At 57.9% G+C, this 24452-nt stretch carries 29 protein-coding genes and 3 pseudogenes; 20 read left to right on the forward strand and 12 right to left on the reverse strand.

All coding sequences use genetic code 11. The features are described from left to right. The first annotated feature begins 55 nt into the window (after window positions 1-55). Together BMZ63_RS13270 and BMZ63_RS13275 are read left to right on the forward strand one after the other, a co-directional pair. Window positions 56-406 (forward strand): DUF3147 family protein, encoded by a 351-nt coding sequence (locus tag BMZ63_RS13270; RefSeq protein ID WP_091706220.1) that lies wholly within the window; start codon window positions 56-58, stop codon window positions 404-406. Between the two features lie 97 nt (window positions 407-503). After that, a complete protein-coding gene (locus tag BMZ63_RS13275; RefSeq protein WP_091706222.1) occupies window positions 504-890 on the forward strand; it encodes a RidA family protein in 387 nt (128 codons plus the stop codon). Between the two features lie 39 nt (window positions 891-929). Here the strand turns inward: BMZ63_RS13275 and BMZ63_RS13280 are convergent. Then, a pseudogene (locus BMZ63_RS13280) lies at window positions 930-1182 on the reverse strand (Txe/YoeB family addiction module toxin). Then, entirely contained in the window at window positions 1179-1430 is a 252-nt protein-coding gene (locus BMZ63_RS13285; protein WP_091706413.1) for a type II toxin-antitoxin system Phd/YefM family antitoxin, read from the reverse strand. Before BMZ63_RS13285 ends, BMZ63_RS13280 begins: the two are co-directional and overlap by 4 nt. A gap of 28 nt (window positions 1431-1458) precedes the next feature. Here BMZ63_RS13285 and BMZ63_RS13290 point away from each other — a divergent pair, with 28 nt between their 5' ends. Further along, window positions 1459-2061 carry an AMIN-like domain-containing (lipo)protein gene (locus BMZ63_RS13290; RefSeq protein WP_091706223.1) on the forward strand — a complete coding sequence of 201 codons (603 nt, stop codon included), beginning with the start codon at window positions 1459-1461 and terminating at the stop codon, window positions 2059-2061. Between the two features lie 77 nt (window positions 2062-2138). Here the strand turns inward: BMZ63_RS13290 and BMZ63_RS13295 are convergent, their stop codons facing one another. After that, window positions 2139-2378 carry a type II toxin-antitoxin system ParD family antitoxin gene (locus BMZ63_RS13295; RefSeq protein ID WP_091706225.1) on the reverse strand — a complete coding sequence of 80 codons (240 nt, stop codon included), beginning with the start codon at window positions 2376-2378 and terminating at the stop codon, window positions 2139-2141. Window positions 2379-2502: 124 nt separating this feature from the next. On the opposite strand from BMZ63_RS13295, the gene BMZ63_RS13300 reads away from it, so the two are divergent. Then, entirely contained in the window at window positions 2503-2838 is a 336-nt protein-coding gene (locus BMZ63_RS13300) for a hypothetical protein (protein ID WP_091706226.1), read from the forward strand. 209 nt (window positions 2839-3047) lie between these two features. Further along, window positions 3048-3326: a YebG family protein gene (locus BMZ63_RS13305; protein WP_091706228.1), complete on the forward strand. Its 279-nt coding sequence runs from the start codon at window positions 3048-3050 to the stop codon at window positions 3324-3326. Window positions 3327-3356: 30 nt separating this feature from the next. Here the strand turns inward: BMZ63_RS13305 and BMZ63_RS13310 are convergent, their stop codons facing one another. Both BMZ63_RS13310 and BMZ63_RS13315 read right to left on the reverse strand, forming a co-directional pair. Continuing rightward, window positions 3357-3749: a hypothetical protein gene (locus BMZ63_RS13310; protein WP_091706230.1), complete on the reverse strand. Its 393-nt coding sequence runs from the start codon at window positions 3747-3749 to the stop codon at window positions 3357-3359. A 16-nt stretch (window positions 3750-3765) separates the two neighbouring features. Further along, complete coding sequence (locus BMZ63_RS13315) at window positions 3766-5121, reverse strand: hypothetical protein (protein WP_091706232.1); 1356 nt, start codon at window positions 5119-5121, stop codon at window positions 3766-3768. Window positions 5122-5267: 146 nt separating this feature from the next. Between BMZ63_RS13315 and BMZ63_RS15180 the strand changes: the two are divergent. From BMZ63_RS15180 to BMZ63_RS13355, 8 genes and pseudogenes are all read left to right on the forward strand, one after another. Further along, a pseudogene (locus tag BMZ63_RS15180) lies at window positions 5268-5375 on the forward strand (LysR family transcriptional regulator); the annotation flags it as partial. A 69-nt stretch (window positions 5376-5444) separates the two neighbouring features. Beyond that, window positions 5445-6200, forward strand: a complete 756-nt coding sequence (locus BMZ63_RS13325) for a class I SAM-dependent methyltransferase (protein ID WP_091706235.1) — start codon at window positions 5445-5447, stop codon at window positions 6198-6200. A 30-nt stretch (window positions 6201-6230) separates the two neighbouring features. Next, a complete protein-coding gene (locus tag BMZ63_RS13330) occupies window positions 6231-6692 on the forward strand; it encodes a hypothetical protein (RefSeq protein ID WP_091706236.1) in 462 nt (153 codons plus the stop codon). A gap of 7 nt (window positions 6693-6699) precedes the next feature. After that, the gene (locus BMZ63_RS13335; protein ID WP_091706238.1) at window positions 6700-7101 is read left to right on the forward strand and encodes a hypothetical protein; all 402 of its coding nucleotides are present in this window, start codon (window positions 6700-6702) and stop codon (window positions 7099-7101) included. Between the two features lie 433 nt (window positions 7102-7534). Next, complete coding sequence (locus tag BMZ63_RS13345) at window positions 7535-7822, forward strand: helix-turn-helix domain-containing protein (RefSeq protein ID WP_091706241.1); 288 nt, start codon at window positions 7535-7537, stop codon at window positions 7820-7822. Window positions 7823-7841: 19 nt separating this feature from the next. Continuing rightward, on the forward strand, window positions 7842-8012 hold the full coding sequence (locus BMZ63_RS14990) for a hypothetical protein (protein WP_177187084.1): 171 nt from the start codon (window positions 7842-7844) through the stop codon (window positions 8010-8012). Window positions 8013-8254: 242 nt separating this feature from the next. Beyond that, window positions 8255-8776, forward strand: a complete 522-nt coding sequence (locus tag BMZ63_RS13350) for a GrpB family protein (protein WP_177187085.1) — start codon at window positions 8255-8257, stop codon at window positions 8774-8776. A 57-nt stretch (window positions 8777-8833) separates the two neighbouring features. Then, entirely contained in the window at window positions 8834-10159 is a 1326-nt protein-coding gene (locus BMZ63_RS13355; RefSeq protein ID WP_177187086.1) for a serine hydrolase domain-containing protein, read from the forward strand. A 54-nt stretch (window positions 10160-10213) separates the two neighbouring features. Here BMZ63_RS13355 and BMZ63_RS13360 read toward each other — a convergent pair whose 3' ends face one another. The 3 genes from BMZ63_RS13360 to BMZ63_RS13370 are packed head-to-tail and all read right to left on the reverse strand — an operon-like array spanning window position 10214 to window position 12219. Continuing rightward, a complete protein-coding gene (locus tag BMZ63_RS13360; protein WP_091706244.1) occupies window positions 10214-10831 on the reverse strand; it encodes a TPM domain-containing protein in 618 nt (205 codons plus the stop codon). 60 nt (window positions 10832-10891) lie between these two features. Further along, window positions 10892-11659 (reverse strand): TPM domain-containing protein, encoded by a 768-nt coding sequence (locus BMZ63_RS13365; RefSeq protein WP_091706246.1) that lies wholly within the window; start codon window positions 11657-11659, stop codon window positions 10892-10894. After that, window positions 11659-12219 carry a LemA family protein gene (locus BMZ63_RS13370; protein ID WP_091706417.1) on the reverse strand — a complete coding sequence of 187 codons (561 nt, stop codon included), beginning with the start codon at window positions 12217-12219 and terminating at the stop codon, window positions 11659-11661. The genes BMZ63_RS13365 and BMZ63_RS13370 overlap by 1 nt, the downstream gene beginning before the upstream one ends. Window positions 12220-12572: 353 nt before the next feature. Here BMZ63_RS13370 and BMZ63_RS13375 point away from each other — a divergent pair, with 353 nt between their 5' ends. Continuing rightward, window positions 12573-13877 (forward strand): MFS transporter, encoded by a 1305-nt coding sequence (locus tag BMZ63_RS13375; RefSeq protein ID WP_091706248.1) that lies wholly within the window; start codon window positions 12573-12575, stop codon window positions 13875-13877. Here BMZ63_RS13375 and BMZ63_RS13380 read toward each other — a convergent pair. Together BMZ63_RS13380 and BMZ63_RS13385 are read right to left on the reverse strand one after the other, a co-directional pair. Next, window positions 13874-14536: an anthranilate synthase component II gene (locus BMZ63_RS13380; RefSeq protein ID WP_091706249.1), complete on the reverse strand. Its 663-nt coding sequence runs from the start codon at window positions 14534-14536 to the stop codon at window positions 13874-13876. The genes BMZ63_RS13375 and BMZ63_RS13380 overlap by 4 nt on opposite strands. After that, complete coding sequence (locus tag BMZ63_RS13385) at window positions 14533-15924, reverse strand: anthranilate synthase component I family protein (RefSeq protein WP_091706251.1); 1392 nt, start codon at window positions 15922-15924, stop codon at window positions 14533-14535. Before BMZ63_RS13385 ends, BMZ63_RS13380 begins: the two co-directional genes overlap by 4 nt. A 329-nt stretch (window positions 15925-16253) precedes the next feature. Between BMZ63_RS13385 and pta the strand changes: the two genes are divergently transcribed. From pta to BMZ63_RS13405, 5 genes and pseudogenes are all read left to right on the forward strand, one after another. Then, window positions 16254-17249 carry a phosphate acetyltransferase gene (pta, locus tag BMZ63_RS13390; RefSeq protein ID WP_091706253.1) on the forward strand — a complete coding sequence of 332 codons (996 nt, stop codon included), beginning with the start codon at window positions 16254-16256 and terminating at the stop codon, window positions 17247-17249. Between the two features lie 42 nt (window positions 17250-17291). Beyond that, window positions 17292-18494, forward strand: a complete 1203-nt coding sequence (locus tag BMZ63_RS13395) for an acetate/propionate family kinase (protein WP_091706255.1) — start codon at window positions 17292-17294, stop codon at window positions 18492-18494. Between the two features lie 66 nt (window positions 18495-18560). Continuing rightward, window positions 18561-18797 (forward strand): annotated as a pseudogene (locus BMZ63_RS15315) (biliverdin-producing heme oxygenase); the annotation flags it as partial. A gap of 45 nt (window positions 18798-18842) precedes the next feature. Beyond that, a complete protein-coding gene (locus BMZ63_RS15190) occupies window positions 18843-19166 on the forward strand; it encodes a heme oxygenase-like domain-containing protein (RefSeq protein ID WP_227663613.1) in 324 nt (107 codons plus the stop codon). Further along, window positions 19163-21214: a bifunctional diguanylate cyclase/phosphodiesterase gene (locus tag BMZ63_RS13405; protein WP_091706258.1), complete on the forward strand. Its 2052-nt coding sequence runs from the start codon at window positions 19163-19165 to the stop codon at window positions 21212-21214. The genes BMZ63_RS15190 and BMZ63_RS13405 overlap by 4 nt, the downstream gene beginning before the upstream one ends. A gap of 13 nt (window positions 21215-21227) precedes the next feature. Here BMZ63_RS13405 and BMZ63_RS13410 read toward each other — a convergent pair whose 3' ends face one another. Both BMZ63_RS13410 and BMZ63_RS13415 read right to left on the reverse strand, forming a co-directional pair. Further along, on the reverse strand, window positions 21228-22295 hold the full coding sequence (locus BMZ63_RS13410; protein ID WP_091706419.1) for a histone deacetylase family protein: 1068 nt from the start codon (window positions 22293-22295) through the stop codon (window positions 21228-21230). Window positions 22296-22356: 61 nt separating this feature from the next. Further along, window positions 22357-23628, reverse strand: a complete 1272-nt coding sequence (locus BMZ63_RS13415; protein ID WP_091706260.1) for an NAD(P)/FAD-dependent oxidoreductase — start codon at window positions 23626-23628, stop codon at window positions 22357-22359. Window positions 23629-23807: 179 nt separating this feature from the next. On the opposite strand from BMZ63_RS13415, the gene betI reads away from it, so the two are divergent. Further along, on the forward strand, window positions 23808-24401 hold the full coding sequence (gene betI, locus BMZ63_RS13420; protein WP_091706262.1) for a transcriptional regulator BetI: 594 nt from the start codon (window positions 23808-23810) through the stop codon (window positions 24399-24401). The last annotated feature ends 51 nt before the right edge of the window (window positions 24402-24452 follow it).

Consider the following 24452-nt stretch of genomic DNA (forward strand, 5'->3'; position numbering starts at 1 on the left):
AGTTCGCGTCTATTACGCAAGCGTTTATACGGTTGCCAGAAAAGGGTAGGGACAGTTGACATACTACATCGCAAAAGTTGCAGTTACCGCTGTGTTGGTTGTTCTCATCGCGGAGATCTCCAAACGTAGTTCATTCATTGGCGCCGTACTTGCGTCAGTGCCATTGACTTCTGTTCTGGCAATGCTTTGGCTTTACGTAGATACAGGAGATGTTGGTAAAGTCGGTGAGCTTGCAAGCAGTGTTTTTTGGTTGGTTCTCCCGTCGCTGGCATTGTTTATTGCATTGCCTATCCTGCTGGCGAAAGGAGTGGGTTTTTATCTCAGCCTGGTTGTGTCGGTTGGTATTACCGCAGTTTGTTACTGGTTAATGGTGGTTACTCTGCGTCACCATGGAGTGGAGCTTTGACGTCACCGTATAACAAGTAACTGTGACGTCAATTCCATAAATCAACCTCTTAGCCCAACGTCGCCTGTTTAACTCTCCTGCGCAGAGGACCAAACCAATGCGAAAACTCATAACCTCGGGTTCCCCCCTGGAAGCCCCCATCGGCTTCTCCCGCGCATGCCGGGTCGGAAACATGATCTCCGTCTCCGGTACCGCCCCCATCAAAGACGGTAAAACCACCTGCGTGGGCGATGTGTACGGCCAAACCCGCTATTGTCTGGAACTGTCGATCCAGGCCATTCGTGAAGCGGGCGGCAGCCCGGCGGATATCATCCGCACTCGCATCATGCTCACGGATATTTCCCGCTGGGAGGAAGCGGCCAAGGCCCACGGGGAGCTGTTTTCCGAGATAAGGCCGGCCTGCACGTTTGTGGAAGTCAGCCGCTTTATTGATCCGGAGTGGCTGGTTGAGACGGAGGTGGACTGTGTGCTGGAGGCTGAGTAGCTAAGCTTCCATACTGTTTCTTACTGCCTGGGCGCTCAATCAGTAGTGATACCGAAGCTGGGCGATAAGCAAAGCGTCGTCCGTGACCTTGTAAACCATTCGGTGTTCTTCGTTGATTCGCCGAGACCAATAACCGGCCAGGCTATGCTTGAGGGACTCGGGTTTGCCGACACCTTCGAACGGCTCTCGAGTTGTTGCCTTGATCAGTTTATTGATTCGGATGAGGGTTTTTGTCGGTTTTCTGCCATTACAGATAGTCTTCCCAGGCGTTCTCGGAGAAGATCAGTTTCATTCAAGAAGTTCCTTTTCTTGACCATGGCCTTGCTCCAGCTCCGCCACGGATTCCATTAAACGGCGGGCATTCTTGGGGGCGCGGAGGAGGTAGGCGGTTTCTTGCAACGCCTCGTAGTCCTCAAGCGAGATCATGACCACCGATTGGGACTTGTTTCGGGTGATGATCACGGGAAAATGGTCTTCACAGACCTGCTCCATGGTTTTTGCCAGGTTGGCTCTGGCGGCTGTGTAACTAATGGCATCCATGATGTCGGACCTGTACAGGATGTTTTTCATGCTCAGAATACCGCACAAAAAAGGAATTAACAGTCAGCTGCGCAGCGACCGTTTTTTCTCCGCTTTACGGCTGCGAATCGCGTTTGTTTTTGCGTCCATGCTGGTTCTTGCCGCCTGCGCTCGGAACGATTCTTTGCCGGACGAGCCAACCGCCGTTTATCTATCGGAGTGGACAGCCGGCATTATCGACCGGCCGCGGTCGGACCAGCCCGCTGCGATGCTTGTTGCCGTCCGTACCGGCACCCACGAAGGCTTTGACCGGGTCGTTTTCGAGTTTGATGAGCGGGTGCCGGGCTATCACATTGAGTACATCGACAAACCCGTTCGCAAGTGCGGTTCCGGGAAGGTCACGCCTCTGGCCGGTGATGGCTGGCTTGAGGTCCGGATGTACCCGGCAAAGGCGCACACCGAAGAGTGGCAGCCGACGGTCACCGATCGTAAGCGTATGCCAGACTTGCCGGTTCTCTCCGAGTTGGAGCTGACGTGCGACTTCGAGGCGGTGGTGACATGGGTCTTCGGCGTCGAGTCCCCGAATCGCTACCAGGTCCGGGAATTGAGCAGTCCTCCGCGCCTGGTTATCGATTTGAGACATGGTCGGTAAAACACGGTATTGTCACCGGTGATGGCGCGCTTATGCCCTAAAGCAGGTGCCCTTCCTGGAAAGCTTGAAATTCGGTATCAGTGTCCTTCGTTGTCCAGTTCACGAATAAGTGAGTCATAGGAGTAGTCCTCAAAACCACTATCCTCGCCTTCCTTGAGCAGTTTGCGGAGCGTGGTCAAGCGGGTTTCGGATTCTTCAAGCAGGCGTAAGCCTGCACGAACAACCTCGCTGGTTGAGCTGTATCGGCCATTCTTGAGCTGTTCTGCAATGAACGCATCAAAATGTTGGCCTAGAGTGATGCTGGTGTTCTTTTGCATGGCGCCGCCTCACTAGTACCAATAATTGGTATATTTTCGTTCAGGTAGCATAACAATGAAATCTACGCGACAAGCGGGTGATTGCGGGCGTGATGAAACACTCGTCGAACTTGGACTAGCTTAGATGACAGAACTCCTTATTGTCGGTGTTTTTGTAATCTTCGTGGCAGTTGCCGTCTGGTGGAATAAACAGAACACAGACCCCGCTGAGCAAGCCTGTGCCCGTGAGATCGGAGCCTTGTTGAAAGCTGATCGCGATGCCAAACCGCAAGCCATTGCCGATGTGTTCAGCAAGCACGGTATTGCCCGGTCCAGGTGCAAGCAGGTTGGCCGTTTGGTAATGCCTCAGCTGCGCAAGCATGGCCTGAATCCGGAGGATGCAAAAATAGCGATGATTCAGGTGAGGGCTGCATATTCTCTGGTGCAGTCAAAACCTGACCAGCACTCATCATTCCCTTGATCAGATCCTCAGCCGGCCAGCCCTGCGTGGCCTCAGTCGTCGCATCAATTTGCTGTTTAGAATAAAACGGTGAAAGCCCCGGCGCTGGAACAGCAAAAGAGGACAGAATAACGAATCAGAATACTGTATAAATATTCAGTATTTGTGATAGGCTGCGCTTTCATTAACGGTTTTACCAACCATCATGACCCCGGAGGCGATGGCATATCATGGGCGTAAAAGCACTCTACTATTCCGAGAGGGACGGACTGGACATGGCACTGAAAAACCCGGACAAAATGTTGTTTGCGTCCAAAGCAGAAGCCGATGCCCGGGACAAGGTTCTGGAACTTTCCGAAGAGATTATCACCTTCCTGCAGCGCAAGGTCGGGGGGCTGTCTGAAGAGTTGGCAGAGCAATGCGCCCTGGCCATTGCGGAAGAAAAGGAGTTGTTCACCCGGGCACTTAAAAAACCGGAACTGCTGAACGAAGCTGCCGAAACCGAGTAGCACCCGGTCCAAGGGCAGGCCCGAAGTTACTCAGTCGGGCGTTACACCCTGAAGATCAAAGTGCCGTGATCGCACGGCGCTTACCTCCACGTGAATGTGGCGGCTGTTCAGCCCAAAATCGGACGCCGCCTGCCTCACGGCCTTCTGAATTTCAGCATAGGCCCGCGCTTCCTCGTCTGGCATCACCATCAGCATGACAGCGAACACGGATTCTTTGTGAACGTTGCCCTCGTACTCGCCTTTGAAGGCGTGGCCATCTTCGGCCCAGTAGCCGGTCAGCCAGGCATTATCATGGCCTCCCATCACCGTCGCGCCCCCAAACTTCCGGGAAAGCTGCCGGGCGATCCGCTCACTCGCCAGGGGCACCTGTTCCGGCTCTGCCGACAGAATGACCAGAAAACGACTTCTTTCATTGCCCGTCATGGCAAACTCCTTTTCATCAGCGCTTGGCCAGATAGATGTAGAACGAGATCAGTACAAGAATGGTCGTGGACAACGCAATGGAGCCATCGGGCTGGAGCCATTCGAACACATCCAGCACCCCGGGAATGTCATCACGCTCCAGGCCCCGGGAGGCGGTCGTCAACGAAATAAACAGATCAATAACGGCGACGCCACCGATACCGGCAAGAATCAATTCCACCGAACGATCGAGCTGGCTCTTCCGGGCTTCCAGCAGGCGGGAGATTTTGGAGCGAATCAAGCCGGTACGCTCCAGGGAGCCCTCAATCAGCTCGCCCAGATTCCAGGCCGCATACGTAGCCCTGACCACCTTGGCTCGTTCGGCCTGAACCCCGATGATGGCTTCATTGAATTCAAGGCGAGTGAATTCCAGGTGGTCCAGGGTCTTCGTAATGTCCGTCATCAGCCGGTGCAAATCTTTACTGCGGCGCCGCGAGCCCGCAATGTCGTTGAGCTCCGAATAACTGGATTTCAGGATGCCGCCGTATATCGATAACACGGCGTTGTAGAGCTGGCAGACGGACAGACCGCGAAGCCAGTTGTTCGCCTGGGACTCCACATCGTCCGCAACTGCCAGGATGTTGCCTGAGCCCACAAATTGTCTGGCCTCCAGCAATGCCTCCGGCGAGCCAGTGTACGAGGCCCACAGCCGCAAGCTGTCGCCAAGCGGACCGTTCAGGGCGCTTGGCTGCGTTACCACGTATCGGCCGGTCCAGAGCACATAGGTGTCTGGTGCGTCCGGTGAATCGAACGACACATCCCGAAACACCGTCAACTTTTTCGGATCTCGAAGATACGACACGGCGCCGGCGTCTTTGTACCGTTTGCGCTTGTCGAACCCAAGCGCGTACTGGTGGAATGTCGGGTACACCGTGTGCTTGTAGACCCATTTGGCCAGCCGGGAGAGCGCACCGTCGAGGCGGTGTCCAGCAAGCAACTCAACAAGACCTGGTTCGCGGGTGTCAAAGGCTACGTCCAGCTGCAGCAGGGCGACCGTGTCATCGTAAAGGTACAGGTGACAGTGCTCGATCACGCCGCCGTTGTCGGCCAGAAGCTCGCCGATGTCGGCAGGCAGGGGCGTGTCATCCATTGCCACCGAGTAACAGGCGAACGGTTGGAAGAACGCCGGCAGGTTATCGTGCTCAAGTGTTCCGTAACCGTTTGTCCAAGGCCATTCAAAGCGCCTGAGAGTGTCTGTTTCGGGCAACAGATTGAGCGGGGCACCGGCATCGCAGCCGGCCTCCGCCATTTGCTTCAGGGCATCCGCAGCGCGACGCTCGCTGTCTGCACTAATGGGCGATCGCACAGGCGACAGCGTTCGCACTTTCAGCATGTTGGATTTCCTACGGTCTTTTTCAGAGGGTCGTCAGGCGTAAAACGTCTTGTAGTTTACCCCTGAATGCCACACTTTGGTAAAACCCGTGCTGGCCTCAGTAGGCGTCCTCGCTGTAAATCAGCTCGTAGCTGTGGCTGTAGATTTCCAGAATGTTTCCGAAAAAGGGGTTTTCCAACCGGATCGGGTTGATTCTCGAGCCGGTTAGCCTGGGGCTGGGATTTACCGTGTTACCCGCCCATGCGGTGATCGCTCACGCGCGGCGATGGCTTTAAACTGTTCTGGTTTAAAACGGTACGGTCAAAACCGTTAAGGAAATGAGAATGGACGAACTCCAGCTACTGATCGATCTCCATAAACACGCCAACCGCCAGGGCCCGGGAGGCGATGCCGAGACCGAACGAGCCTTGGATCTTGCGGGCCTGAGCCGCGCCGCGCCCTTGAAAGTGGCCGATATCGGTTGCGGTACGGGTGCCTCCGCGCTAACACTGGCCCGCATGCTGAACGCCGAGATCACGGCGGTCGATTTTCTTCAGGCGTTTCTGGACGAGCTGGAAACCCGGGCCCGGCGGGAAGGGCTTGAGGAAAAGATCACGCCGGTGTGTGCGTCCATGGACGAACTTCCGTTTGAGGACGAGGCGTTTGACGTGATCTGGTCCGAAGGCGCGATCTACAACATCGGGTTCCAGAAGGGCGTTTCGGATTGGAAGCGTTACCTCAAGCCCGGCGGTGTGTTGGTTGCCTCGGAACTTACCTGGACCACTGGCATGCGCCCGGCGGAACTTCAGCAGCATTGGGATAATGAATACCCCGAAGTCGATACCGCCTCGGCGAAAATGAAGGTTCTGGAGGACAACGGTTATTCTCCGGTGGGCTATTTTCTATTGCCCGAACACTGCTGGCTGGCCAATTATTACCGGCCCATGCAGGCGGATTTTCAGGGGTTTCTGGAACGCCATGGCAACAGTGACGAAGCTCGTGCCATCGTTGAGGCCGAGCAGCATGAAATCGAGCTCTACGAAAAATACAAAGCGTTCGTCAGCTATGGCGTGTACATTGCGAAAAAGTCCGATGCCTGAAACCCACCCAAACCGAGCTTTGACCCGTTCATGAAAAAGTCCATCGCCCTGGCCACTCTGATTCTTCTGCTGTTCGTCGGCATCGTGTTCCAGTATTACATCACCGCGCTGCCAGACCTGGAGCAGCCGATTACCCTCCGTGAGGCCAGCATTACCACCGAGGCAGGCTCGGTGTCGGCCACCTTTGTGGATAACGCGGGCGATCCGTTCATGTTTGGCTTCCGCGCCAGTGAAGACTTTGAGCCGGAGGTGTACCCGGCGTTCTACATGCGCAACCCGGAACTGGTGCCTTACATGTACTGGCCGAACATTGGCGGGCCGGATGAGCGGGCGTTGTTGCGTGTGGTGGAGGGCTGGCTGCAGCGTAATGCGCCACCGGAGCTGATGGAGCGGCTGGAGCAGGGCCATGCGAAAGACTTGTCTGTTGATGAACAGAAAATAGCAGCGGTGTATGAGGTCTACGCACTGTTGCGTGAGCGTCACCAGGGCTGACACAACCATGACGGTCTCGCTTGCCCTCAAGGCACTGGTTATCTGGGTCGTGATTCTGATGCTGGCCATGGCCAACGGTTTTCTGCGTGAGTTTGTTCTCATGCCCAGGCTTGGTACTCCCGCCGCATTGGTATTCAGCGGCTTGTTGTTGTCGGCGCTGATTCTGGGCATAGCTTACCTGTCGCTTCCCTGGTTAAAGCCCGGCTCCCCAATCCAATACTGGCTGGTGGGCTTTGGCTGGCTGGCGCTGACCCTGGTGTTCGAATTCTCCTTTGGACTCTGGCAGGGCAAGTCCTGGCCGGTGATGCTGGAAGCCTACTCCTTCAAGGGCGGTAACCTCTGGCCCGTGGTGCTTGCAGTCACGGCGGTGGCGCCTTACCTTGCCGCCAAATTGCGGGGCTGGTTGTGAGTAGGGTAGAGGGCTTTTGAAGTTTGTTCTTAGTAAGCTATCCGGGGCATTCCGGGGCAGCAATGATGCCTACTAAATGCTTCAGGCGATACTCTTGATATATATACGGCATCGCCGTATATTTTGAGAATGCTATTCATCGAGACTTCAACGTTCACCAAGCTATTGCCGAATTACCTCACGGATGAGGAATACCGTGGGCTTCAAACGTATCTTCTGCAGAAGCCGGATGTGGGCGACCTTATAAAGGGCTCAGGCGGTGTTCGTAAGGTTCGATGGGCACCAGCGGGTTCCGGGAAGAGCGGTGGTATCAGAGCCATTTACTACTGGAAGAAGTCTGACCACGAGATATGGATGCTCACGCTGTACAGTAAATCAGAGCGCGCCAGCATTCCTGGCCATATGCTCAAGCAGATAGCGGAGGCAATCAAAAATGGGTAACAGGAACCTTGGGGCAGAGATACTTGACGGTATCAATGAAATCAAACAGTTCAAGAAAGGCAAACTAGCTCTACGAACCCATGAGCTTTCAGAACCCTCACCACCCAAAGTGATCAGGCTGAAATTGCACATGTCGCAGTCAGCATTTGCCGGCCTAATGGGTGTGAGTGTGCGAACCCTTCAGGACTGGGAGCAGGGTCGGCGTGAGCCACAGGGTCCTGCGGTTGCGCTTCTGCGTATTGCTGAGCAGCATCCCGAAATTTTTAATCAGCTTCACTGACCCACGAGAGGTTCAACTAGTGTCCCGTCTGGTTAATTCGCTGATCTACTGCGTAGCTCTGGGGTTCCTGGCCAAGGCGCCAGTGTGCAGGTGTGGTGGTGCCACATCAAGCGCTGGCAACACCGGCCAGGAATCCCAGAGCTACGCCCTTCGGGAGCCACTGAGAGCGTTGATAGCCGCGTTGCGCTAATTCGATATGGAACCACCATACCTTCATTAGCACGCCTTGCTCTCAACGCTCTCAGTGGCTCAGTAGGTCAACGAATTAACCAGACGGGACACTAGGCCAAGCACCGGATGCCAAACCCCTCTGCTTTGCTGTGGTTTTGTCACCGGTGATATGCAGCCGCCGCGCCTTTGAAAGTGGCTGATATTGGCTGCGGTACGGGTGCCAAATTGCGAGGCAGGTTGTAAGAAAGGAGCGTGTGGTTCATGGAAATCCTGCCGTATGAGAAGGTAAGGGCCGAATTCAAACCCTGGACGGAAACCTATCTGGCCGTCGCCCAGGCGCTGATTCGGTTTATTGAAACGGATGAGATGGAGGTGATGCACTTCGGCTCCACCTCCGCCAGGGTTGGTGGCAAGGGCATCATTGATCTGTCGGTGCTATACCCCGAAGGCCGGTTGCAGGCGGCGGTTGATCACCTCAAAACACTGGGCTTTCAGGACCAGGTATCCACCAAGCCCTTCCCCCCGGAGCGCCCGCGCAAGGATGGCGCAGTGCTGTTTGAAGGCCGAAAGTACCTGATTCACGCCCATGTGATTCAAAGGGATTCCGAGGAACACCAACGCCAACGCGCCTACCGGGATTACCTGCTGGCCAATCCACAGGTTCGCGCGGACTATGAACGCGAGAAAATAGCAATTCTGGCTGAAGGCGTGGATGATCAGGATGTGTACGTAAAGCGCAAGGCGCCGTTTGTGAAGACTATACTTCACGGGCTGGAGCGCTGATTCGATCAGCGCAAACAAGGATTGGCTAAGGGCCCGGACGGGCCAAGAGGAAGCACCATGAAGCGCCTGACTCCCATCGCACTCCCCCTGCTTGCAGGATTTCTCGCCGCATTGGGCCCTGCGGCGCCAGCCTGCGCTCAAACGGATTCCTATATGAGCGCCGAAGCATCGGACCCCCGGCAATTGGGCTGGATGACGGGCTTCCCGCCGCCACCTGAAAAACTAATCATGCAGCCCGAATCGGATTTCTTCAGCTTCCCAAAAATGCGCTGGACAGTCTGCCACATCCGGGAATTGATGCCCACCAGGCAGGTGAGCCGGGGCATTGGCGCACCGGTGCCGCTGGAATATGCACTCGATGATGGTATTGATGCGGTGACCTTTACGCCCATGGGCGGCGGGGAACCGATGACCTGGGAAGAGTCGCTCTCGGCGAACTACACCGATGGCATGCTCATCCTGCATGAGGGCCGGGTGGTTTACGAACACTACTCCGGTTGCCTGGACGAAACTGGCAAGCATGCCGCCATGTCGATGACAAAATCCATGACCGGACTGCTGGCGGAGATTCTGGTGGTCGAGGGGCAACTGGACGACACCGCGCAGGTTTCGGCCATTGTTCCGGAGCTGGTGGACAGCGCCTTCGGGAGCGCGACGGTGCGCCAGGTGATGGACATGACCACGGCGCTGGATTACAGCGAAGACTACGCTGATCCGGAAGCGGACATCTGGCTCTATTCAAAGGCGGCGAGCCCATTGCCCAAACCCGAGGGCTATGAGGGCCCCAACGGTTACTTTGAATACCTGCAAACCGTGAAACAGGATGGCGTTCATGGCGAAGCCTTCGGTTACCGGACCATCAATACGGATGCACTGGGCTGGATTATCTCTCGAGTGACGGACAAGAGCGTTGCGCAACTGCTTTCCGAGCGGCTGTGGAGCCAGATGGGCGCCGAGCAGGACGGCTACATGACGGTGGACGCCAAGGGCACCCCGTTTGCTGGCGGCGGACTGAGTGCTGGTTTACGGGATCTGGGGCGTATTGGGCTGCTGATGCTGAACGACGGCAAACTGAATGGCGAGCAGCTGTTTCCTGAAAAGGTCACTGAAAACATTCGGGCGGGTGGCGACAAGGAGGTATTTGCCAAGGCCGGTTATAACACTCTGGAGGGTGGAAGTTACCGGAGCATGTGGTGGCTTTTGCATAATGAACACGGAGCTTTCGCTGCACGGGGTGTGCATGGGCAAACCATCTATGTGGACCCGACCGCCGATATGGTGATTGTCAGGTTGGCATCGTTTCCCGTGGCGAAAAATGCCCGGATTGACCCGACCTCGCTGCCCGCCTATCAGGCGGTAGCGGATTACTTGATGAGTAAATGACCATCCGGTGCTCTTTGATGACTGGCGGTGACCAATAACCAGCCGCCGTTGCTATTACGGCAGAATCACCAGGTGATTGGGCAGCTCATTGCGCTCGTGAGTCGCCGGTACGTGCTCTTTGAGGAGCTTGCCGCAGGCTTCAATGCAGTCCAGAAAGCCCTGCCGGGTCTGGCCCTGGTGCACCTTGGCGGTGAAGTCCGCCACTATGTCTTCCCACACCTGGTTGTCCAGAACGTCGGCAATGCCCTGATCCACCAGAATCTCCACATAGCGTTCCGCCTCCGAGACGAAGATCAGCATGCCGGTGCCGCCTTCGGTATGGTGCAGGCTCTGCTCCAGGAACTGGCGCCGTGCCAGGTTGGAGGCTCGCCAGTAACGCACCTGCCGGGGAATCAGCCGGGTGTTGATGCTGGGCATTTTGAACAGCAGGCTGAGTACGATGAAAACACCCCACTGAACCAGCAACAGCACGTCGGCTCCGAACCAGCTACCGAAGTAGTTGGCAATACCCGGTACCAGTAGCGCCAGGATGCCGGCCCAGAGCAGGGGAATATAGCTGTAATTGTCGGACTGGGCCGTCAGTACAGTGACCAGTTCGGCGTCGGTGTGCCGCTCTACCTCGTTGATGGCAGCGGTTACGGCTTCCTGATCGGTTTTGCTTAGTAATGTCATGATTCTGTGATTCTCATATGCAGGTGAGAGGATTCAGCGCGCGCGGATACCAAAGCGGAATTACCAGCCACCGGAAGCACCGCCACCGCCGAAGCCGCCTCCGCCGCCGCCAAAACCACCGCCGCCGAAGCCGCCACCGCCACCACGACCGCCCATGGCGGCACCGAGCAGCGCCGCGCCGACCAGGGCAGCGCCACCGCGCCCGCCACGGCCACCGCGACTACCGATAAAGAACACCACGCCGAGCATGCCGAGGAATATCAGCCCCACCAGGCCGGCATTGGGCTTTTCCTGGGCAGCACGGGGTGACTGCTGACCCTGGGGAACCGCGAGGGGCTCGCCGCCGAGCACCTGGATCATGGCCGCAGCGCCGTTGAAGATGCCGGCTTCAAAATTACCCTGGCGGAAAGCCGGGCTGATGGCCTGGTTGATGATCACCGAGGATTGGGCATCGGTAAGCCGGCCTTCCAGGCCATAACCCACTTCGATGCGAATGGCGCGCTCTTCCTCGGCCACGATCAGCAGGGCGCCGTTGTCCTCTCCTTCCTGACCAATACCCCAGTGCCGGCCCAGTTGATAGCCGAAATCCTCAATGGGATAACCCTGCAGGTTGGGCAGGGTAACCACCACAACCTGTTCGGTGCTGGCCTGTTCGTGGGCTTCAAGCATCTGGGTCAGGCGTGTTTCCACTTGTGGAGAGAGCATGTCGGCCCGGTCGACCACCCGGCCGGTCAGCTCCGGAAATTCCGGCGTTGACTGGGCCCAGACGGTGGTCGGGAGCAACAGCAGTAACGTCAGCAGCAGACTTTTGCGCGGCAATACAACCATCAGAAGTCCACCGCTGGTGCGTCTTCCGCATTGTCCGTGGTGGCTTCAAAGTTGGCGCGGGGCTCCAGATCGCTGTACAGAATGCTGTGCCAGATCTTGCCCGGGAAGGTGCGCAGTTCGGTGTTATAGCGCTCCACCGCCTGAATGAAATCCCGGCGGGCGACGGCAATCCGGTTTTCAGTGCCTTCAAGTTGTGATTGCAGGGCCAGGAAGTTCTGGTTTGATTTCAGGTCCGGGTAACGTTCAGACACCGCCATCAGGCGGCTCAGCGCACTGCTCAGCTCGCCCTGGGCCTGCTGGAACTGCTGCAGTTTCTTGGGATTCTCCAGAATGCTCTCGTCCACCTGAATCGAGGTGGCCTTGGAACGCGCTTCAATAACGGCGGTCAGGGTTTCCTGCTCCTGGGCCGCGAAGCCTTTGACGGTTTCCACCAGGTTGGGAATCAGATCGGCGCGGCGCTGGTACTGGTTTTCCACCTGGGCCCAGGCGGAGGTTACCTGCTCGTCGTAGGTGGGGATGTTGTTGATTCCACAGCCACTGAGTAATAAAACCAGTGCCATCAGTGATGTCAGCTGCCAGACAGTCCGCTGTCGAAACGGTTTTTGAAGGGTTCCCATAGTGTTCTGTCCCGGAGGTGGTTGCACGCAGAAGAAAAGACGCCTAGCGAAGGAAGGCATCGAACTACGTCCTATATGGGGACAGAACCGCTATTTTCAAGGTAGGTTAGCCGCCTTCAGCCTCCCGATAAGTCACCATGCGCTGCTTGTCCTCATCCTAGGGGGGCTAACGGAAGCAGTCGGCTATTTCGCCGGGCAGCTTGAGAACTTCCGGGGACTGCTGCCACACTCTGTAGGGCCGGTATTCTTAATGTTGGCCGGTTCCAACTCCACAATGGCCGTCAGGCGGAGGTGGCGTGAAGAGTCCTTCCAGCACCACATTTGCCCTGTTGGGTGCCGCGCTGATCGCAATCAGCTACGGGCTGGCGCGTTTCGCCTTTGGCCTGTTTGTACCGCCCATTCGTGATGAGCTGGCACTCTCCTCCTATGTGGTGGGCATTATTGGTGCCCTGCCATTGATCAGTTTTGTGTTTGCCACCCTGGTGGCACCGTTGGCCGCCGTGCGGCTGGGTGCCCGCAATACTGCCATGGCCTCCGGCGTGTTCGGCGCTGTCGGGCTGGGGCTGATCAGCCAGGCCTCCGGCGCCATTTCGCTGGGTATTGGCGTGGTTGCCTGCGGTATCTGTACCGGGCTGATGATGCCGGCGCTCACCGCGGCCATGCAGGCACTGGTGGACCGCTCGGTGCACGGGCGGGTCAGTTCGGTGATGAATGCGGGCACCAGTGTGGGCGTGGCGGTGTCTGTGCCCGCAGTGTTGTTCATGGCCGGTGAATGGCGCCATGCCTACATGGCGTTTGCCGGGCTGGCGGTGTTGGGCCTGGTGGCCACCTGGATATTCATCCCCTCTGTGTCGCGGGTAACGCCGGCCAACGCCGCGCAACCGCCCATCGATGCCCAGCAATGGTGGAAGCTGTTCCGCCTCTCGCTGTTTGCCTTTGCCATGGGCTTTGTTTCCGCGGCTTACTGGATTTTCGCGCCGGATCTGGCGTCTGAGCTGGGTGCCCTGCCTGCCGGCTCAACCGGCTGGCTGTGGCTCGGCGTGGGCATTGCGGGCCTTGGCGGTGCCGTGGTGGCAGACCTGGCGGATCGCAACAACCCACCCATTACCCAGGCGCTGATGCTGATGATGCTGTCGGTCAGCCTGGCGCTGCTGGCGGCCAGCCCGGGGCAGATCGTGATTGCGGTGTTCTCCGCGCTGGTGTTTGGCCTGGCTTACATGAGCCTGACCGGCCTGTACCTGATGACGGGCATTCGCCTGCTGCCCGGCCGCTTGTCCATGGGCCCGGTGCTGCCGTTTATGGCGGTTTCGCTGGGCCAGGCAACCGGATCGCCCATTGTTGGCTGGCTGGTGGATGCGCTCGGCTATGCCGATGGCTTTGCCGTTTTCGCTGCTATCGGTGTGGTGGTGGCGATGCTGTCGCCCCTTTACCCGCGTTATCTGGAGTACGAGCCGGAGGAAGAACCGGAAGAGGAGACCGGCCTGCAGGCGGCCTATGATTACCAGCTGCAGGACGAGGAGGGCGAACCCATTACCGAGGCGGCCGGCTATGAGTCGTCGGATGACGACGAGCCGGCCGTGGGTGAACCCGGAAAAGATTAGGCGTCAAACAGGAAGTTGGCAATCAGTTCCTTGCCGCCTTCGGTGGCAAAGGATTCGGGATGGAATTGGATGCCGTGGATGGGGTGCTGCTTGTGTTTCACGCCCATGATCTCGAACTCACCACCTTGATGGATGCGCTCATGATCAGTGAAGCTTTGCACCGGCAAATCGCCCACCACGGCGGTCACGTTCAGGCATTCCGGGAAGCTTTCCGCCTCCGCCATCAGTGAGTGGTAGCGCATGATTTCCAGCTGGTCCGGTGTGTTGGCGAACACGCCTTCGCCGGTGTGGCTGATGGGGCTGATTTTGCCGTGCATGGGCAGGGTGGCCTTCACCACCTTGCCGCCGAACACGTGCACAATGCCCTGCATGCCCAGGCACACGCCCAGAAGGGGAATGGTGGGGCCCAGTTCGCGGATCACCTCGGCGCACACGCCAAAGTAGGCCGGGTCGTCGGGTGAGCCCGGACCGGGGGAGATGATGATTCGGTCCGGTGCGGCGGCGCGGACGTCTTCCAGGGTCACCTGGTTATTACGCTTCACCACGATCTCGAAATGCTCCAGCCGGCCCCGGTGGCGTTCCGTGCTCAGGATTTCACCGATGTACTGGTAGAGGTTGTAGGTGAAGGAGTCGTAGTTGTCGATGATGTAAACCTTCATGCCTCGCCCTCCGCGCTGAACTTGTCCAGAACCTTCTTGGTGCCGGCGAATTTGCGCCGGATTTCCTCGTACTCATCCTCCGGGTTGGAGTCGTACACGTTGCCGCCGCAGGTCTGCACGTAGGCTTCCTCGCCCTTGGCGAACACGGTGCGGATGGGGATGGCGAAAGTGCAGTCACCGTTGAACGAGAAGTGGCCCACGGCACCGCCGTAGGGGCCGCGGCCATCGCACTCCAGGTCGTCGATGATCTTCATGGCCTCGATCTTGGGTGCGCCGGTCAGGGTGCCGGCCGGGAAATTGCTCGCCAGTGCCGAGAACATGTCGTGATCTTCGGAAATAATGCCGACGATTTCGCTGGAAATGTGCTGAACGTGGCTGAACCGCTTGATGTCCATCAGGCTGCGCACCTTAACAGTACCGAAGCGCGCCACCCGGCCGATGTCGTTGCGGTGCAGGTCAACGATCATGTTGTGTTCGGCGATTTCCTTCGGGTCATTCAGCAGGGTGCGGGCGTACTGGGTGTCTTCCACGTCGTTGGCACCGCGCTTGGTGGTGCCGGCCAGCGGGAAGGTTTCCATTTCGCCCTGGCGTAGGCGGAACAGCAGCTCGGGGCTGGCGCCGATCAGCTTCTGGTCACCGAACTTCACGTAGTACATCTGCGGCGAGGGGTTCACCTCGCGCAGCTGCTCGTACAGGTTGATGGTGTCACCTTCCAGGCGGAAGCGTTTTTTGAAGCCCACCTCGCACTGGAACACCTTGCCGTCGATGATGTCCTGTTTCACCTTCATCACCGCTTTGGCGTGCTCTTCCTTGCTCATGGTTTCGCCGTTGGCGGTGACTTTCAGCGGGCCGTTTGCCACCGCGGGTTCGGCAAGAATGTCCTCGATCAGCGCCATACGGCTGTGATCGTAATGGAAATAGATGACTTCGCCGGTCATCTTGTCGAGAATCAGGCCGTCCTTGAATACCCCGAACCGGAACACATCGAACATCTCGCTGTGCTGCAGTTTCAGCGTTGGCTCGAAGTAGTTCATGCAGTCGTAGCCGATGTAACCGGTCAGCCCGCCGGCGTACTTCCGGGAGATGATGTCCTGGGGCACGATCTCGCGCAGCAGGTAGTAGGGGTTGTCGCTGGCGTAGCTGTTCACCTCGCCATTGCGTTCCTGGATGTGCAGTTCGCCCTCGGTGGCCCAGAGGATCTGCTCCGGGTCGAAACCGATGATGGAGTGGCGGGCCATGTGGCTTTCTTCGCCCAGTGACTCCAGCATGAAGCAGTTGTCGAAGCGTTTTTCGATCTTCTTGAACAGGCCGAAGAAATCGATGTCGGCCGCCAGGGTCACATAATGTGGCTTGCGCGGCAGGGTAATGCGGGCCGGTTTTTCACTCATTGCGGGCTCTGCTTGTGTTGGTTGTTTCCGGTGGTGCGGGGGCTGAGCCGAAGTTATCACATTTGCCGGTCTGTGCCACCAGCCGGTTATGCGGAAAACCCCGATTGACGATTGGCCTAATGTACTACCTCGAACCTGTTGACCGGTCCAGAAAGGGCCGTTTATGCTCTCTAGTACTTATACCTGTTAAATCTACCAAAAGGGATGCACCACTTGGGCACGATCACTAGCCGGGTGGTGGCAGTTTTTGTTTTGTCTGCCGAAAGCTCCCTGCGTTGCGGTTCTGGTTTTTATCATTTCATAAATATAAACGAGAAAGGGTGAGTCACATGGGTTTGATTAAAAGCATCAAGGAAAAAGCGAAGTCTCAGTTGCGGACCATTGTTCTGCCGGAAACTGAAGACGAGCGGGTGCTGAAAGCGGCCGAAAAAGTGCTCGAAGAGCAGACAGCCAAAGTGGTTCTGATCGGTAACGAAGACACCATCAAGGCCGATGCCTCCTCCTGCACCGCCAATATTGAAGGCGCGACCATTATTGATCCGAAAACCTTTGCTGATCTTGATAAATACGTAGACGAGCTGGTTGAGCTGCGCAAGAAAAAGGGCATGACTCCGGAAGAAGCCCGCGAAATCCTGACCACCGAGCCGCGGTTCTTCGGTTGCATGATGGTGCGTCTGGGCGATGCCGACGGCCTGGTGGCTGGTTCCAGCGCCCCCACCGCCGATGTTCTGAAGGCCGCTATCCAGGTCGTGAAAACCGCCCCGGGCATTAACACCGTGTCTTCCTGCTTCGTGATGGAAACCGTGGACGGCAACTTTGGTGAGAACGGTCTGATCCTGTTTGCCGACTGCGCCGTTATTCCCGAGCCGAACGCCGAGCAGCTGGCGGATATCGCCTGCGCCACCGCCGCCACCGCCAAGAACGTGGTGGGTATCGACCCGAAAGTGGCCATGCTGTCTTTCTCCACCAAGGGCAGTGCCAAGCACCCGCTGGTCGACAAGGTGCAGTATGCCGTTGATCTCATGGCCGACCGCAATGTGGATTTCCCGTTCGATGGCGAACTGCAGGCCGACGCAGCGATTGTTGAATCCATTGGTGCCAAGAAAGCACCGGGCTCCGACGTAGCCGGCCACGCCAACGTGCTGGTCTTCCCGGACCTGCAGTCCGGCAATATTGGTTACAAGCTGGTTCAGCGCTTCTCCGGCGCCGCCGCCCACGGCCCGATCATCCAGGGTCTGGCCAAGCCGGTGAACGATCTGTCCCGTGGCTGCTCCGTTGACGACATCGCCAACCTGGTTGCCATTACCGCCACCCAGGTCAAGTAACGCTTTCTTTTACAGACTATAAAAATCCAGAGGAAACACAGTATGTTGGTATTTATTCTTAACGCGGGCAGCTCATCGCTGAAGTACCAGTTGATGAACCCGGTGACGGCTGAAACCCTGGCTGCCGGTATCTGCGAGCGTATCGGCCTGGATGGCGTGCTCAAGCACGAATTCGGCGATGACCGTGAACTGAAAATGGACGTCGATATGCCGACTCACAAAGAGGCCATCGAGTCTGTGCTGCGCACCCTGACCAGTGGTGAAGGCAAGGTCATCGACTCCACCGATGAAATTGAAGCCATCGGCCACCGCGCCGTGCACGGCGGCGAGAAGTTCTCCGCGTCTGTGCTGGTCACCGACGAGGTGATCAACGAAATGAAAGACCTGATCCCGCTGGCGCCACTGCACAACCCGGCCAACATCATGGGCATGGAAATCTGCCGCGAGCTGATGCCGGGCAAGCCCAACGTGGCCGTGTTCGACACCGCGTTCCACCAGACCATGCCGGACTACGCGTACATGTACGCGCTGCCGTATGACCAGTACGCCAAGCACAAGATCCGCAAGTACGGCTTCCACGGCACCTCGCACTACTTCGTGTCCAACGAAGCGCGCAAGATGCTGGACAAGAAGCACAACACCCGCATCATCGTGTGTCACCTGGGTAACGGCTCTTCCGTTTCTGCCGTTCAGAACGGCGAGTGTATCGACACGTCCATGGGCCTGACTCCGGTTCAGGGCCTGATGATGGGCACCCGTGCCGGCGACATCGGTGCCGGTGCGCTGCAGTACATGATGCGTCAGGAAAACCTGACCATCGATGACGCACTGAACGTGTTGAACAAGAAATCCGGCATCCTGGGTATTTCCGGCAAGTCCTCGGACCTGCGCGAGGTGCTCGAAGGCATGCAGAATGGTGATGACCGCTGTCGTCTGGCCGTGGACATGGTCGCCTACAACATCAAGAAATACGTGGGCTCCTACGTGGCCGCGCTCGACGGTATCGATGCCCTGTGCTTCACCGGTGGTATCGGTGAAAACGCCGCACTGATCCGTGAAAAGGTTTGTGCCGGTCTGGACGCCATGGGTCTGGTGATCGACCCGGTCAAGAACAACAAGCGTTCCAAGGAAGCCCGTGACATCGCCACCAACGGCTCCGCTTCACGCATCTTCGTGATTCCGACCAACGAAGAGTTTGTGATCGCAAACGATACCTTCAAGATCGTTTCCGAAATGAAGAAGTAAGCCTTCAGGTACCAGGGCGGGCAAAAGGCCCGCTCTGGCCATTTCTTTTCCCTGGAGTACACGGGCGTGAAGTACCTGCCCTATCTCAGAGAGGCCACCCAATGCCAGCATCGGCAATTGGAGAGCCTGCCGATCATGCGGGAACTGCTTAAGCCGGATTTTACCCTGTCGAAATACCGAGCGTTGCTGCACTGCCACTATCGGGTCCACCGACAACTGGAAAGCCGTCTGGCTCATTTTCTCTGCAGTTTTCCCTCAGATATCTTCCATTGGCAACATTTCACTGCATCATCCCGCCTTTTTTCTGACTTGACAAAACTGGGTGAGCCGCCCTGCGAGCCCGGTCCATTGCCACCCACGGTACCGATTACCAACCTGCCCGAAGCCCTGGGTTGCTGTTATGTGCTGCTCGGTGCCGGTTTTGGTGCCCGCTTTATCGCCCCGCGCCTGGAACAGCATCTGGGCCCGGATACCCCACTGAGTTTTTACCGGGACGGTCAGCCGTTCCTGAAACCGCTCTGGCATCAGCTTGACCGTCTGCTGGCGGCCCATGCCAGCGAACCGGCGGCCAGAGAAGCCTGCGCAAATGCCGCCCGAGCCACCTTTTCCCTGTTTTTTCAAAACTTCCAGACGATATCCCGCCCAGAACACCGAGAGGTCAGTACCCCGTGAACGCCGCCGTTTCCACCGAGGATCTTGAGCAATGTGAAAAGGAGCCGATTCATATCCCCGGAGCCATTCAGCCAGATGGTCTTTTACTGGTATTGGACCCGGACGATTTCACCATCATCCAGCTCAGTCAGAACACCGATGTGTGGCTTGGCTGGGCACCTGAAGCGCTACTGGGAAAACCGCTGGCCCATGTGCTGGGTCAGGATCTGGACGAGTTTCTGACAAGGGTATTGGGCCATCCGGTCAACGACCACCCCACGTTGCAGCCGGTGCGGTACCGGGGTAAGGGGTTCATCCTGCGAGGGCACCACAATCAAAGCGGTATTCTGGTGGAAATGGAGCCGCTGCCGGATGATGACCAGTTACTGACTTACCAGCTGTTCAGCCAGTTGAGCAATTTTTTTCACGATCTGGAGCGTATTCGCGATCCGGACCGGTTGCTGACCATGACGGCCCGGCTGGTAAGGGAGGTGACCGGTCACGAAAGTGTCATGGTGTATCGCTTTGATGCCGAGTGGAACGGGCAGATCATTATTGAAGACCGGGCCGACGGCCAGCACCGGTTTCTGGGCCACCACTTTCCGGCCAGTGACATCCCGTCCCAGGCCCGGCGGTTGTATGAAATCAACCGCATCCGCCGCATCAGTAATGTGGGTTACACGCCCGTGCCGTTGCTACCGGCCGAGAACCCCTTTACCGGGGAGCTGGACATGACTTACACGCAGTTGCGCAGTGTTTCACCCATTCACCGGGAATACATGCGCAACATGGGCACCGTGTCCTCCCTGACCATGTCGCTGATGCCGGATGGTGAGCTCTGGGGCATGATTGTCTGCCATGGCGACAAGCCCAATTACCTGAGCCAGCCGGTGCGCACCTTCTGCAAAATGGTGTCGCAGATGGCCAGCGAAAACCTGCAGCTGGCCCTGAACCGGGAGTTCAATCACCGCATGTCCCAACTGGGCAGGGCGATCGACAGTTTTAATGCTCCGTTCCAGGCCGCACTGGATCTTGAGGAGGGCCTGTCCGGCCTGGAGACCCTGCTGCCCGCATTCGATTGTGAGGCGGTTTTCCTGCGTCTTGATGGCATCTGCTATCAATACGGTCGAAAACTGGACGCCGACCGGGTGCGGATCCTGCGAGAGGCCATCCGTGAACAGGACAGCACCGGTATGGCCAGTGCCGAACACCTGCCTGAATCGGTGCGGGGTTCGGTTGATTGGGTGTGCGGTTACCTGTTCATTCCGTTGTCCCATGCCAGCGACGAGTACCTGATACTGCTGCGTGGTGAGCGACCACTGGATATCAACTGGGCCGGTGAGCCAGCCAAGGCTGTTGACCGCTCCCCGGTAGGCGACAAGGCCCGGATATCACCACGTCAGTCATTTGAGGCCTGGACCGAACAAGTGCGGGGGCAAAGCCTGCCCTGGGAACGCCACCACCGGGCTGGTGCCAGTCGTTTACGCCGGGCAATCAACCTGCGCATGGCCAGCGAAATGTCGCGCCTGCGCCAGCACGACGCCAAAATGGCCCACCTGGCCACTCACGATGCCCTGACTGGTCTGCCCAATCGTCTGTTGGTGGATGACCGCCTGGAACGTGCATTGTCCCGGGCGCGTCGTGAACACACAGGTGGTGCGGTGCTGTTCATGGATCTGAACGGTTTTAAACCCATCAATGACCAGCACGGCCATGATGCGGGTGATCTGATCCTGCAACAGGTGGCTGGGCGCCTGGCGGAAATTGTCCGTGATTCAGACACGTTTGCCCGTTTCGGGGGTGACGAGTTTGTGTTTGTCATCACCGGTTATCTGTCCCAGTCCACTGCTCGCCTGGGTGCCGAGGCCATGGCCAGAAAACTGCTGGACGCGCTGGCGCAGCCCTTCGAGGTGGAGGGCCAGCAGTTCCGTTTGGGGGCCAGCATCGGTATCGCGCTCTATCCGTTTGACAGCGAGGATCCGGAAGATTTGATCCGCCAGGCGGACCAGGCCATGTATGTGGTCAAGGAAACCCGGCGCAGTCATTATCACTTCGCGTCGGACGGTTAGGCTGGAGTGCGTTTCACTGTTCCGGACCATTGGCGTCAAACGCGCCCTTGTGGAAGGTAATGGCTGCTTCCACTTCTTCCAGGCCACACATTTTAGGCTCGTCGGGCGTGGCGCCGGCGAGTACTTTCAGTACCGAATGCACACCACGGGATAGTGATTCAATGTTGTAACCACCCTCCAGAATCATGGCCAGCCGGCCATGACAGTGTTTGTTGGCAATTTGCTGGACCACGCCGGTCATCGCCGCAAACCCCTCGTAAGAGACATTGAGTGCCAGATCAAACCAGTGGGCATCGAAGCCGGCGGACACCAGCACCAGGTCGGGCTGGAAGTAATCGGCGGCGGGAACCAGAATTTCCCGCATGGCTTTCAGGTAGGCTATGTCGCAGGCGCCACCGGGCATTGGCACGTTCACGGTGGTGCCTTCGCCGCGCCCGGCTCCCACGTCGGTGAGTGCCCCGGTGCCGGGATAGAAGGGAGCGGCTCGGTGAATGTCGAAAAACAGGACATTCGGGTCGGCCCAGAAGATGTCCTGTGTGCCGTTGCCGTGATGGGCATCCCAGTCCACGATCAACACCCTTTTGCAACCCAGCACATCCTGCGCGTGGGCGGCGGCAATGGCCACGTTGTTGAACAGGCAGAAACCACGGGCACGCACCGGCTCCGCGTGGTGGCCGGGCGGGCGAACCACGGCGAAGGCTGAGCCAGCCCGGCCCTCGATCACCGCTTCCACGGCGGCGATGGCCGTGCCGGCCGCAACTTCCGCGGCCTGAACACTGCCGGGTGAGACGGCGGTGGTGTCCACGTCCAGCCAGGCACTTTGGTCACGCAGGGAGAAAATATCGTCCAGAAAGGATTTGGTATGGACCCGGCTCAGCTGGTCCATGGTTGCCGCCTTGCCGGGTTCGATACTGACGCCCTCAATCGGCTCCCGGGCCAGCAGATCCATGATCGCGGTAATCCGGCCCGGGTGTTCGGGATACTTCCATGGAATGTAAAGCCCCGACAGAATGGACCGTACACGTTTGTCCAGCCGGCCGGGGAGAAACTCCGCGTTGGTGTCGGGGAAGTGGGCGAGCATGCGTTCATCGTAGAAAACGATGACGCCGTGTCGTGGTGCCACGCTTTGGCCCTCCAAGGGGTCATTTAAGCCTGTCGATGCCCAGCGTCTTCATTACATAGCGTTCGTAGATCGGGTCGCTGGTGCCTGCACGCACTTTGTGCAGAAAATACTTCTCGAAGGCGATCTTTCCATAATGCACCCATTTGCCCTTTTTCATCCAGTTCACATTGCGTGGTGGAATCTGGGGAATGGCCACGAATGCGATTCCGGTGTCTCCCATGTCGGCCAGGCATACGGCATTCCAGGTGGCTTCGCTTTCCGGTTCCTGTTCATCCAGGACAGCGCGGATGTTGCGGGCTGTTGCGGTCACCATGCTTTCGATCATGAAGCCGGTCTTGGGCACGCCCACCGGCAGTGGTGTCTTGCCCGGGGGTGCGATGGCCACGGCAACGCCAATGCCCCATATATCGGGGTAGGTGGGGTTGCGCTGATGCTTGTCGATGATGATGAATCCGCGCGGATTCACCAGGCCTTCAATACCTCGTACAGCCTCGATACCGGTGAAGGCGGGCAGCATCATGGAATAGTCGAAGGGCAGTTCATGCCGGGTTTTCTCGCTGCCATCGTCGTTCACTTCCACCACGTGCATCAGGCCGTCTTCGATCTTCTCGACCCGGGCATTACAGATCCAGTTGATGTGGTGCTGGCGCAGTTCCGATTCCAGCATGCTCTTGCTGTCGCCCACGCCCCCCAGGCCCAGGTGGCCGATATAGGGTTCCGGTGTCACAAAGGTCATCGGGACCTTGTCCCGGAGTTTCCGCTGACGCAGATCCCGATCCATGATGAAGGCATACTCGTAGGCTGGCCCAAAACAGGAGGCGCCCTGCACCGCGCCGACCACCACCGGGCCAGGGTTCTCCACGAAGGATTGCCAGCGGTTGCGGGCCTTGTCGGCGTGGTCCACGTGGCAGATGGACTGGGTAAATCCCCCATCCGGCCCGAGCCCCTCCACTTCATCGAACGCCAGCCGTGGCCCGGTGGCAAGAATCAGGTGGTCGTATTCGACGCTGGAGTCGTCCGCCAGAATCACCTTGCGGCCGTCCGGGTCCACTCGTGTGACGGCGTTGACGATCAGCTCCACCTTGCGTTTGGCCAGGACCCCCGCCAGCGGAACCTTGATGTCGTCCGGTTTTCGCCAGTCCACCGCCACCCAGGGGTTGGAGGGGACAAAGTGGAAGTAATCCTTGTCGGAAATCATCACGATGCGATCGGTTTTTCGGGCCAGTTCGCGCATCTCGAACGCCATGGGCATGCCGCCCAGGCCGGCACCGACAATCACGATAGTGGCCATCGGATGCTCCTTTGAATGTTATGACGTGCATGAATAAATTTAGAACACGGTGTTCATCCGCGCTACTGGAAGAAACCGGCACCGGTTTCCTGGTTGTTTGAAATGCGCACGGCTTTTCTGTAACCTTTTTATTAATTGAACGTTCAATTAACAATATTGAGGGATCAGAGACCGTCGCCATGCCAAAAGTTGGAATGAAAGACACCCGCCGACAGCAGTTGATTGACGCCACCATGGAGTCGATTGCCGAGCTGGGCATGCAGAACACCACCATTGTCAGCATCAGCAAGCGGGCGGGGATGTCATCGGGGATTATCAGTCACTATTTCGGCGGCAAGCAGGGGCTGATTGAAGCAGCCCTGCGCCACCTGCTGGACCAGTTGGGCAGGGAACTGCTGGAGCGCATGGCAAAAACCGACGGCTCTCCCGAGCAGCGGCTGGATTGCATCATCGAATCCAACTTCTCGGAATTCCAGCGTTCGGCGCTGGCGGCGAAAACCTGGCTGAGTTTCTGGTCCCGTGCCATGCATGAGCCGGGGCTGCACCGGTTGCAGCAGATCAACAACGCCCGGCTGTACAGCAATCTCAGGTATTCGTTTGCCCAGGTACTACCCGCCAACGAGGCCACGGAGGCGGCGCGGCAAACCGCCGCACTGATCGACGGTTTCTGGTTGCGCAGTGCCCTGAGCGCAGACCCGTCCGAGCACTTCGAGGCCGGCGAGCGTCTGTGCAAGAAATTCGTCCACGAGACACTGGCCCAGGCCCGCGCCTGAGCCCATTGAATCAAACGGCCCACAAGGCCTGAAGTCACCCAATTGAGGGAT

The organism is Marinobacter persicus, assembly GCF_900114155.1.
Classification (GTDB): domain Bacteria; phylum Pseudomonadota; class Gammaproteobacteria; order Pseudomonadales; family Oleiphilaceae; genus Marinobacter; species Marinobacter persicus.

Excerpts from the sequence above, each read along its gene's own strand:
- BMZ63_RS13275 (WP_091706222.1), top strand. The coding sequence starts at position 504 with ATGCGAAAACTCATAACCTCGGGTTCCCCCCTGGAAGCCCCCATCGGC.
- BMZ63_RS13285 (WP_091706413.1), bottom strand. The coding sequence starts at position 1,430 with ATGGATGCCATTAGTTACACAGCCGCCAGAGCCAACCTGGCAAAAACC.
- BMZ63_RS13290 (WP_091706223.1), top strand. The coding sequence starts at position 1,459 with ATGCTCAGAATACCGCACAAAAAAGGAATTAACAGTCAGCTGCGCAGC.
- BMZ63_RS13295 (WP_091706225.1), bottom strand. The coding sequence starts at position 2,378 with ATGCAAAAGAACACCAGCATCACTCTAGGCCAACATTTTGATGCGTTC.
- BMZ63_RS13300 (WP_091706226.1), top strand. The coding sequence starts at position 2,503 with ATGACAGAACTCCTTATTGTCGGTGTTTTTGTAATCTTCGTGGCAGTT.
- BMZ63_RS13305 (WP_091706228.1), top strand. The coding sequence starts at position 3,048 with ATGGGCGTAAAAGCACTCTACTATTCCGAGAGGGACGGACTGGACATG.
- BMZ63_RS13310 (WP_091706230.1), bottom strand. The coding sequence starts at position 3,749 with ATGACGGGCAATGAAAGAAGTCGTTTTCTGGTCATTCTGTCGGCAGAG.
- BMZ63_RS13315 (WP_091706232.1), bottom strand. The coding sequence starts at position 5,121 with ATGCTGAAAGTGCGAACGCTGTCGCCTGTGCGATCGCCCATTAGTGCA.
- BMZ63_RS13325 (WP_091706235.1), top strand. The coding sequence starts at position 5,445 with ATGGACGAACTCCAGCTACTGATCGATCTCCATAAACACGCCAACCGC.
- BMZ63_RS13330 (WP_091706236.1), top strand. The coding sequence starts at position 6,231 with ATGAAAAAGTCCATCGCCCTGGCCACTCTGATTCTTCTGCTGTTCGTC.
- BMZ63_RS13335 (WP_091706238.1), top strand. The coding sequence starts at position 6,700 with ATGACGGTCTCGCTTGCCCTCAAGGCACTGGTTATCTGGGTCGTGATT.
- BMZ63_RS13345 (WP_091706241.1), top strand. The coding sequence starts at position 7,535 with ATGGGTAACAGGAACCTTGGGGCAGAGATACTTGACGGTATCAATGAA.
- BMZ63_RS13350 (WP_177187085.1), top strand. The coding sequence starts at position 8,255 with ATGGAAATCCTGCCGTATGAGAAGGTAAGGGCCGAATTCAAACCCTGG.
- BMZ63_RS13355 (WP_177187086.1), top strand. The coding sequence starts at position 8,834 with ATGAAGCGCCTGACTCCCATCGCACTCCCCCTGCTTGCAGGATTTCTC.
- BMZ63_RS13360 (WP_091706244.1), bottom strand. The coding sequence starts at position 10,831 with ATGACATTACTAAGCAAAACCGATCAGGAAGCCGTAACCGCTGCCATC.
- BMZ63_RS13365 (WP_091706246.1), bottom strand. The coding sequence starts at position 11,659 with ATGGTTGTATTGCCGCGCAAAAGTCTGCTGCTGACGTTACTGCTGTTG.
- BMZ63_RS13370 (WP_091706417.1), bottom strand. The coding sequence starts at position 12,219 with ATGGCACTGGTTTTATTACTCAGTGGCTGTGGAATCAACAACATCCCC.
- BMZ63_RS13380 (WP_091706249.1), bottom strand. The coding sequence starts at position 14,536 with ATGAAGGTTTACATCATCGACAACTACGACTCCTTCACCTACAACCTC.
- BMZ63_RS13385 (WP_091706251.1), bottom strand. The coding sequence starts at position 15,924 with ATGAGTGAAAAACCGGCCCGCATTACCCTGCCGCGCAAGCCACATTAT.
- pta (WP_091706253.1), top strand. The coding sequence starts at position 16,254 with ATGGGTTTGATTAAAAGCATCAAGGAAAAAGCGAAGTCTCAGTTGCGG.
- BMZ63_RS13395 (WP_091706255.1), top strand. The coding sequence starts at position 17,292 with ATGTTGGTATTTATTCTTAACGCGGGCAGCTCATCGCTGAAGTACCAG.
- BMZ63_RS13410 (WP_091706419.1), bottom strand. The coding sequence starts at position 22,295 with ATGCTCGCCCACTTCCCCGACACCAACGCGGAGTTTCTCCCCGGCCGG.
- BMZ63_RS13415 (WP_091706260.1), bottom strand. The coding sequence starts at position 23,628 with ATGGCCACTATCGTGATTGTCGGTGCCGGCCTGGGCGGCATGCCCATG.
- betI (WP_091706262.1), top strand. The coding sequence starts at position 23,808 with ATGCCAAAAGTTGGAATGAAAGACACCCGCCGACAGCAGTTGATTGAC.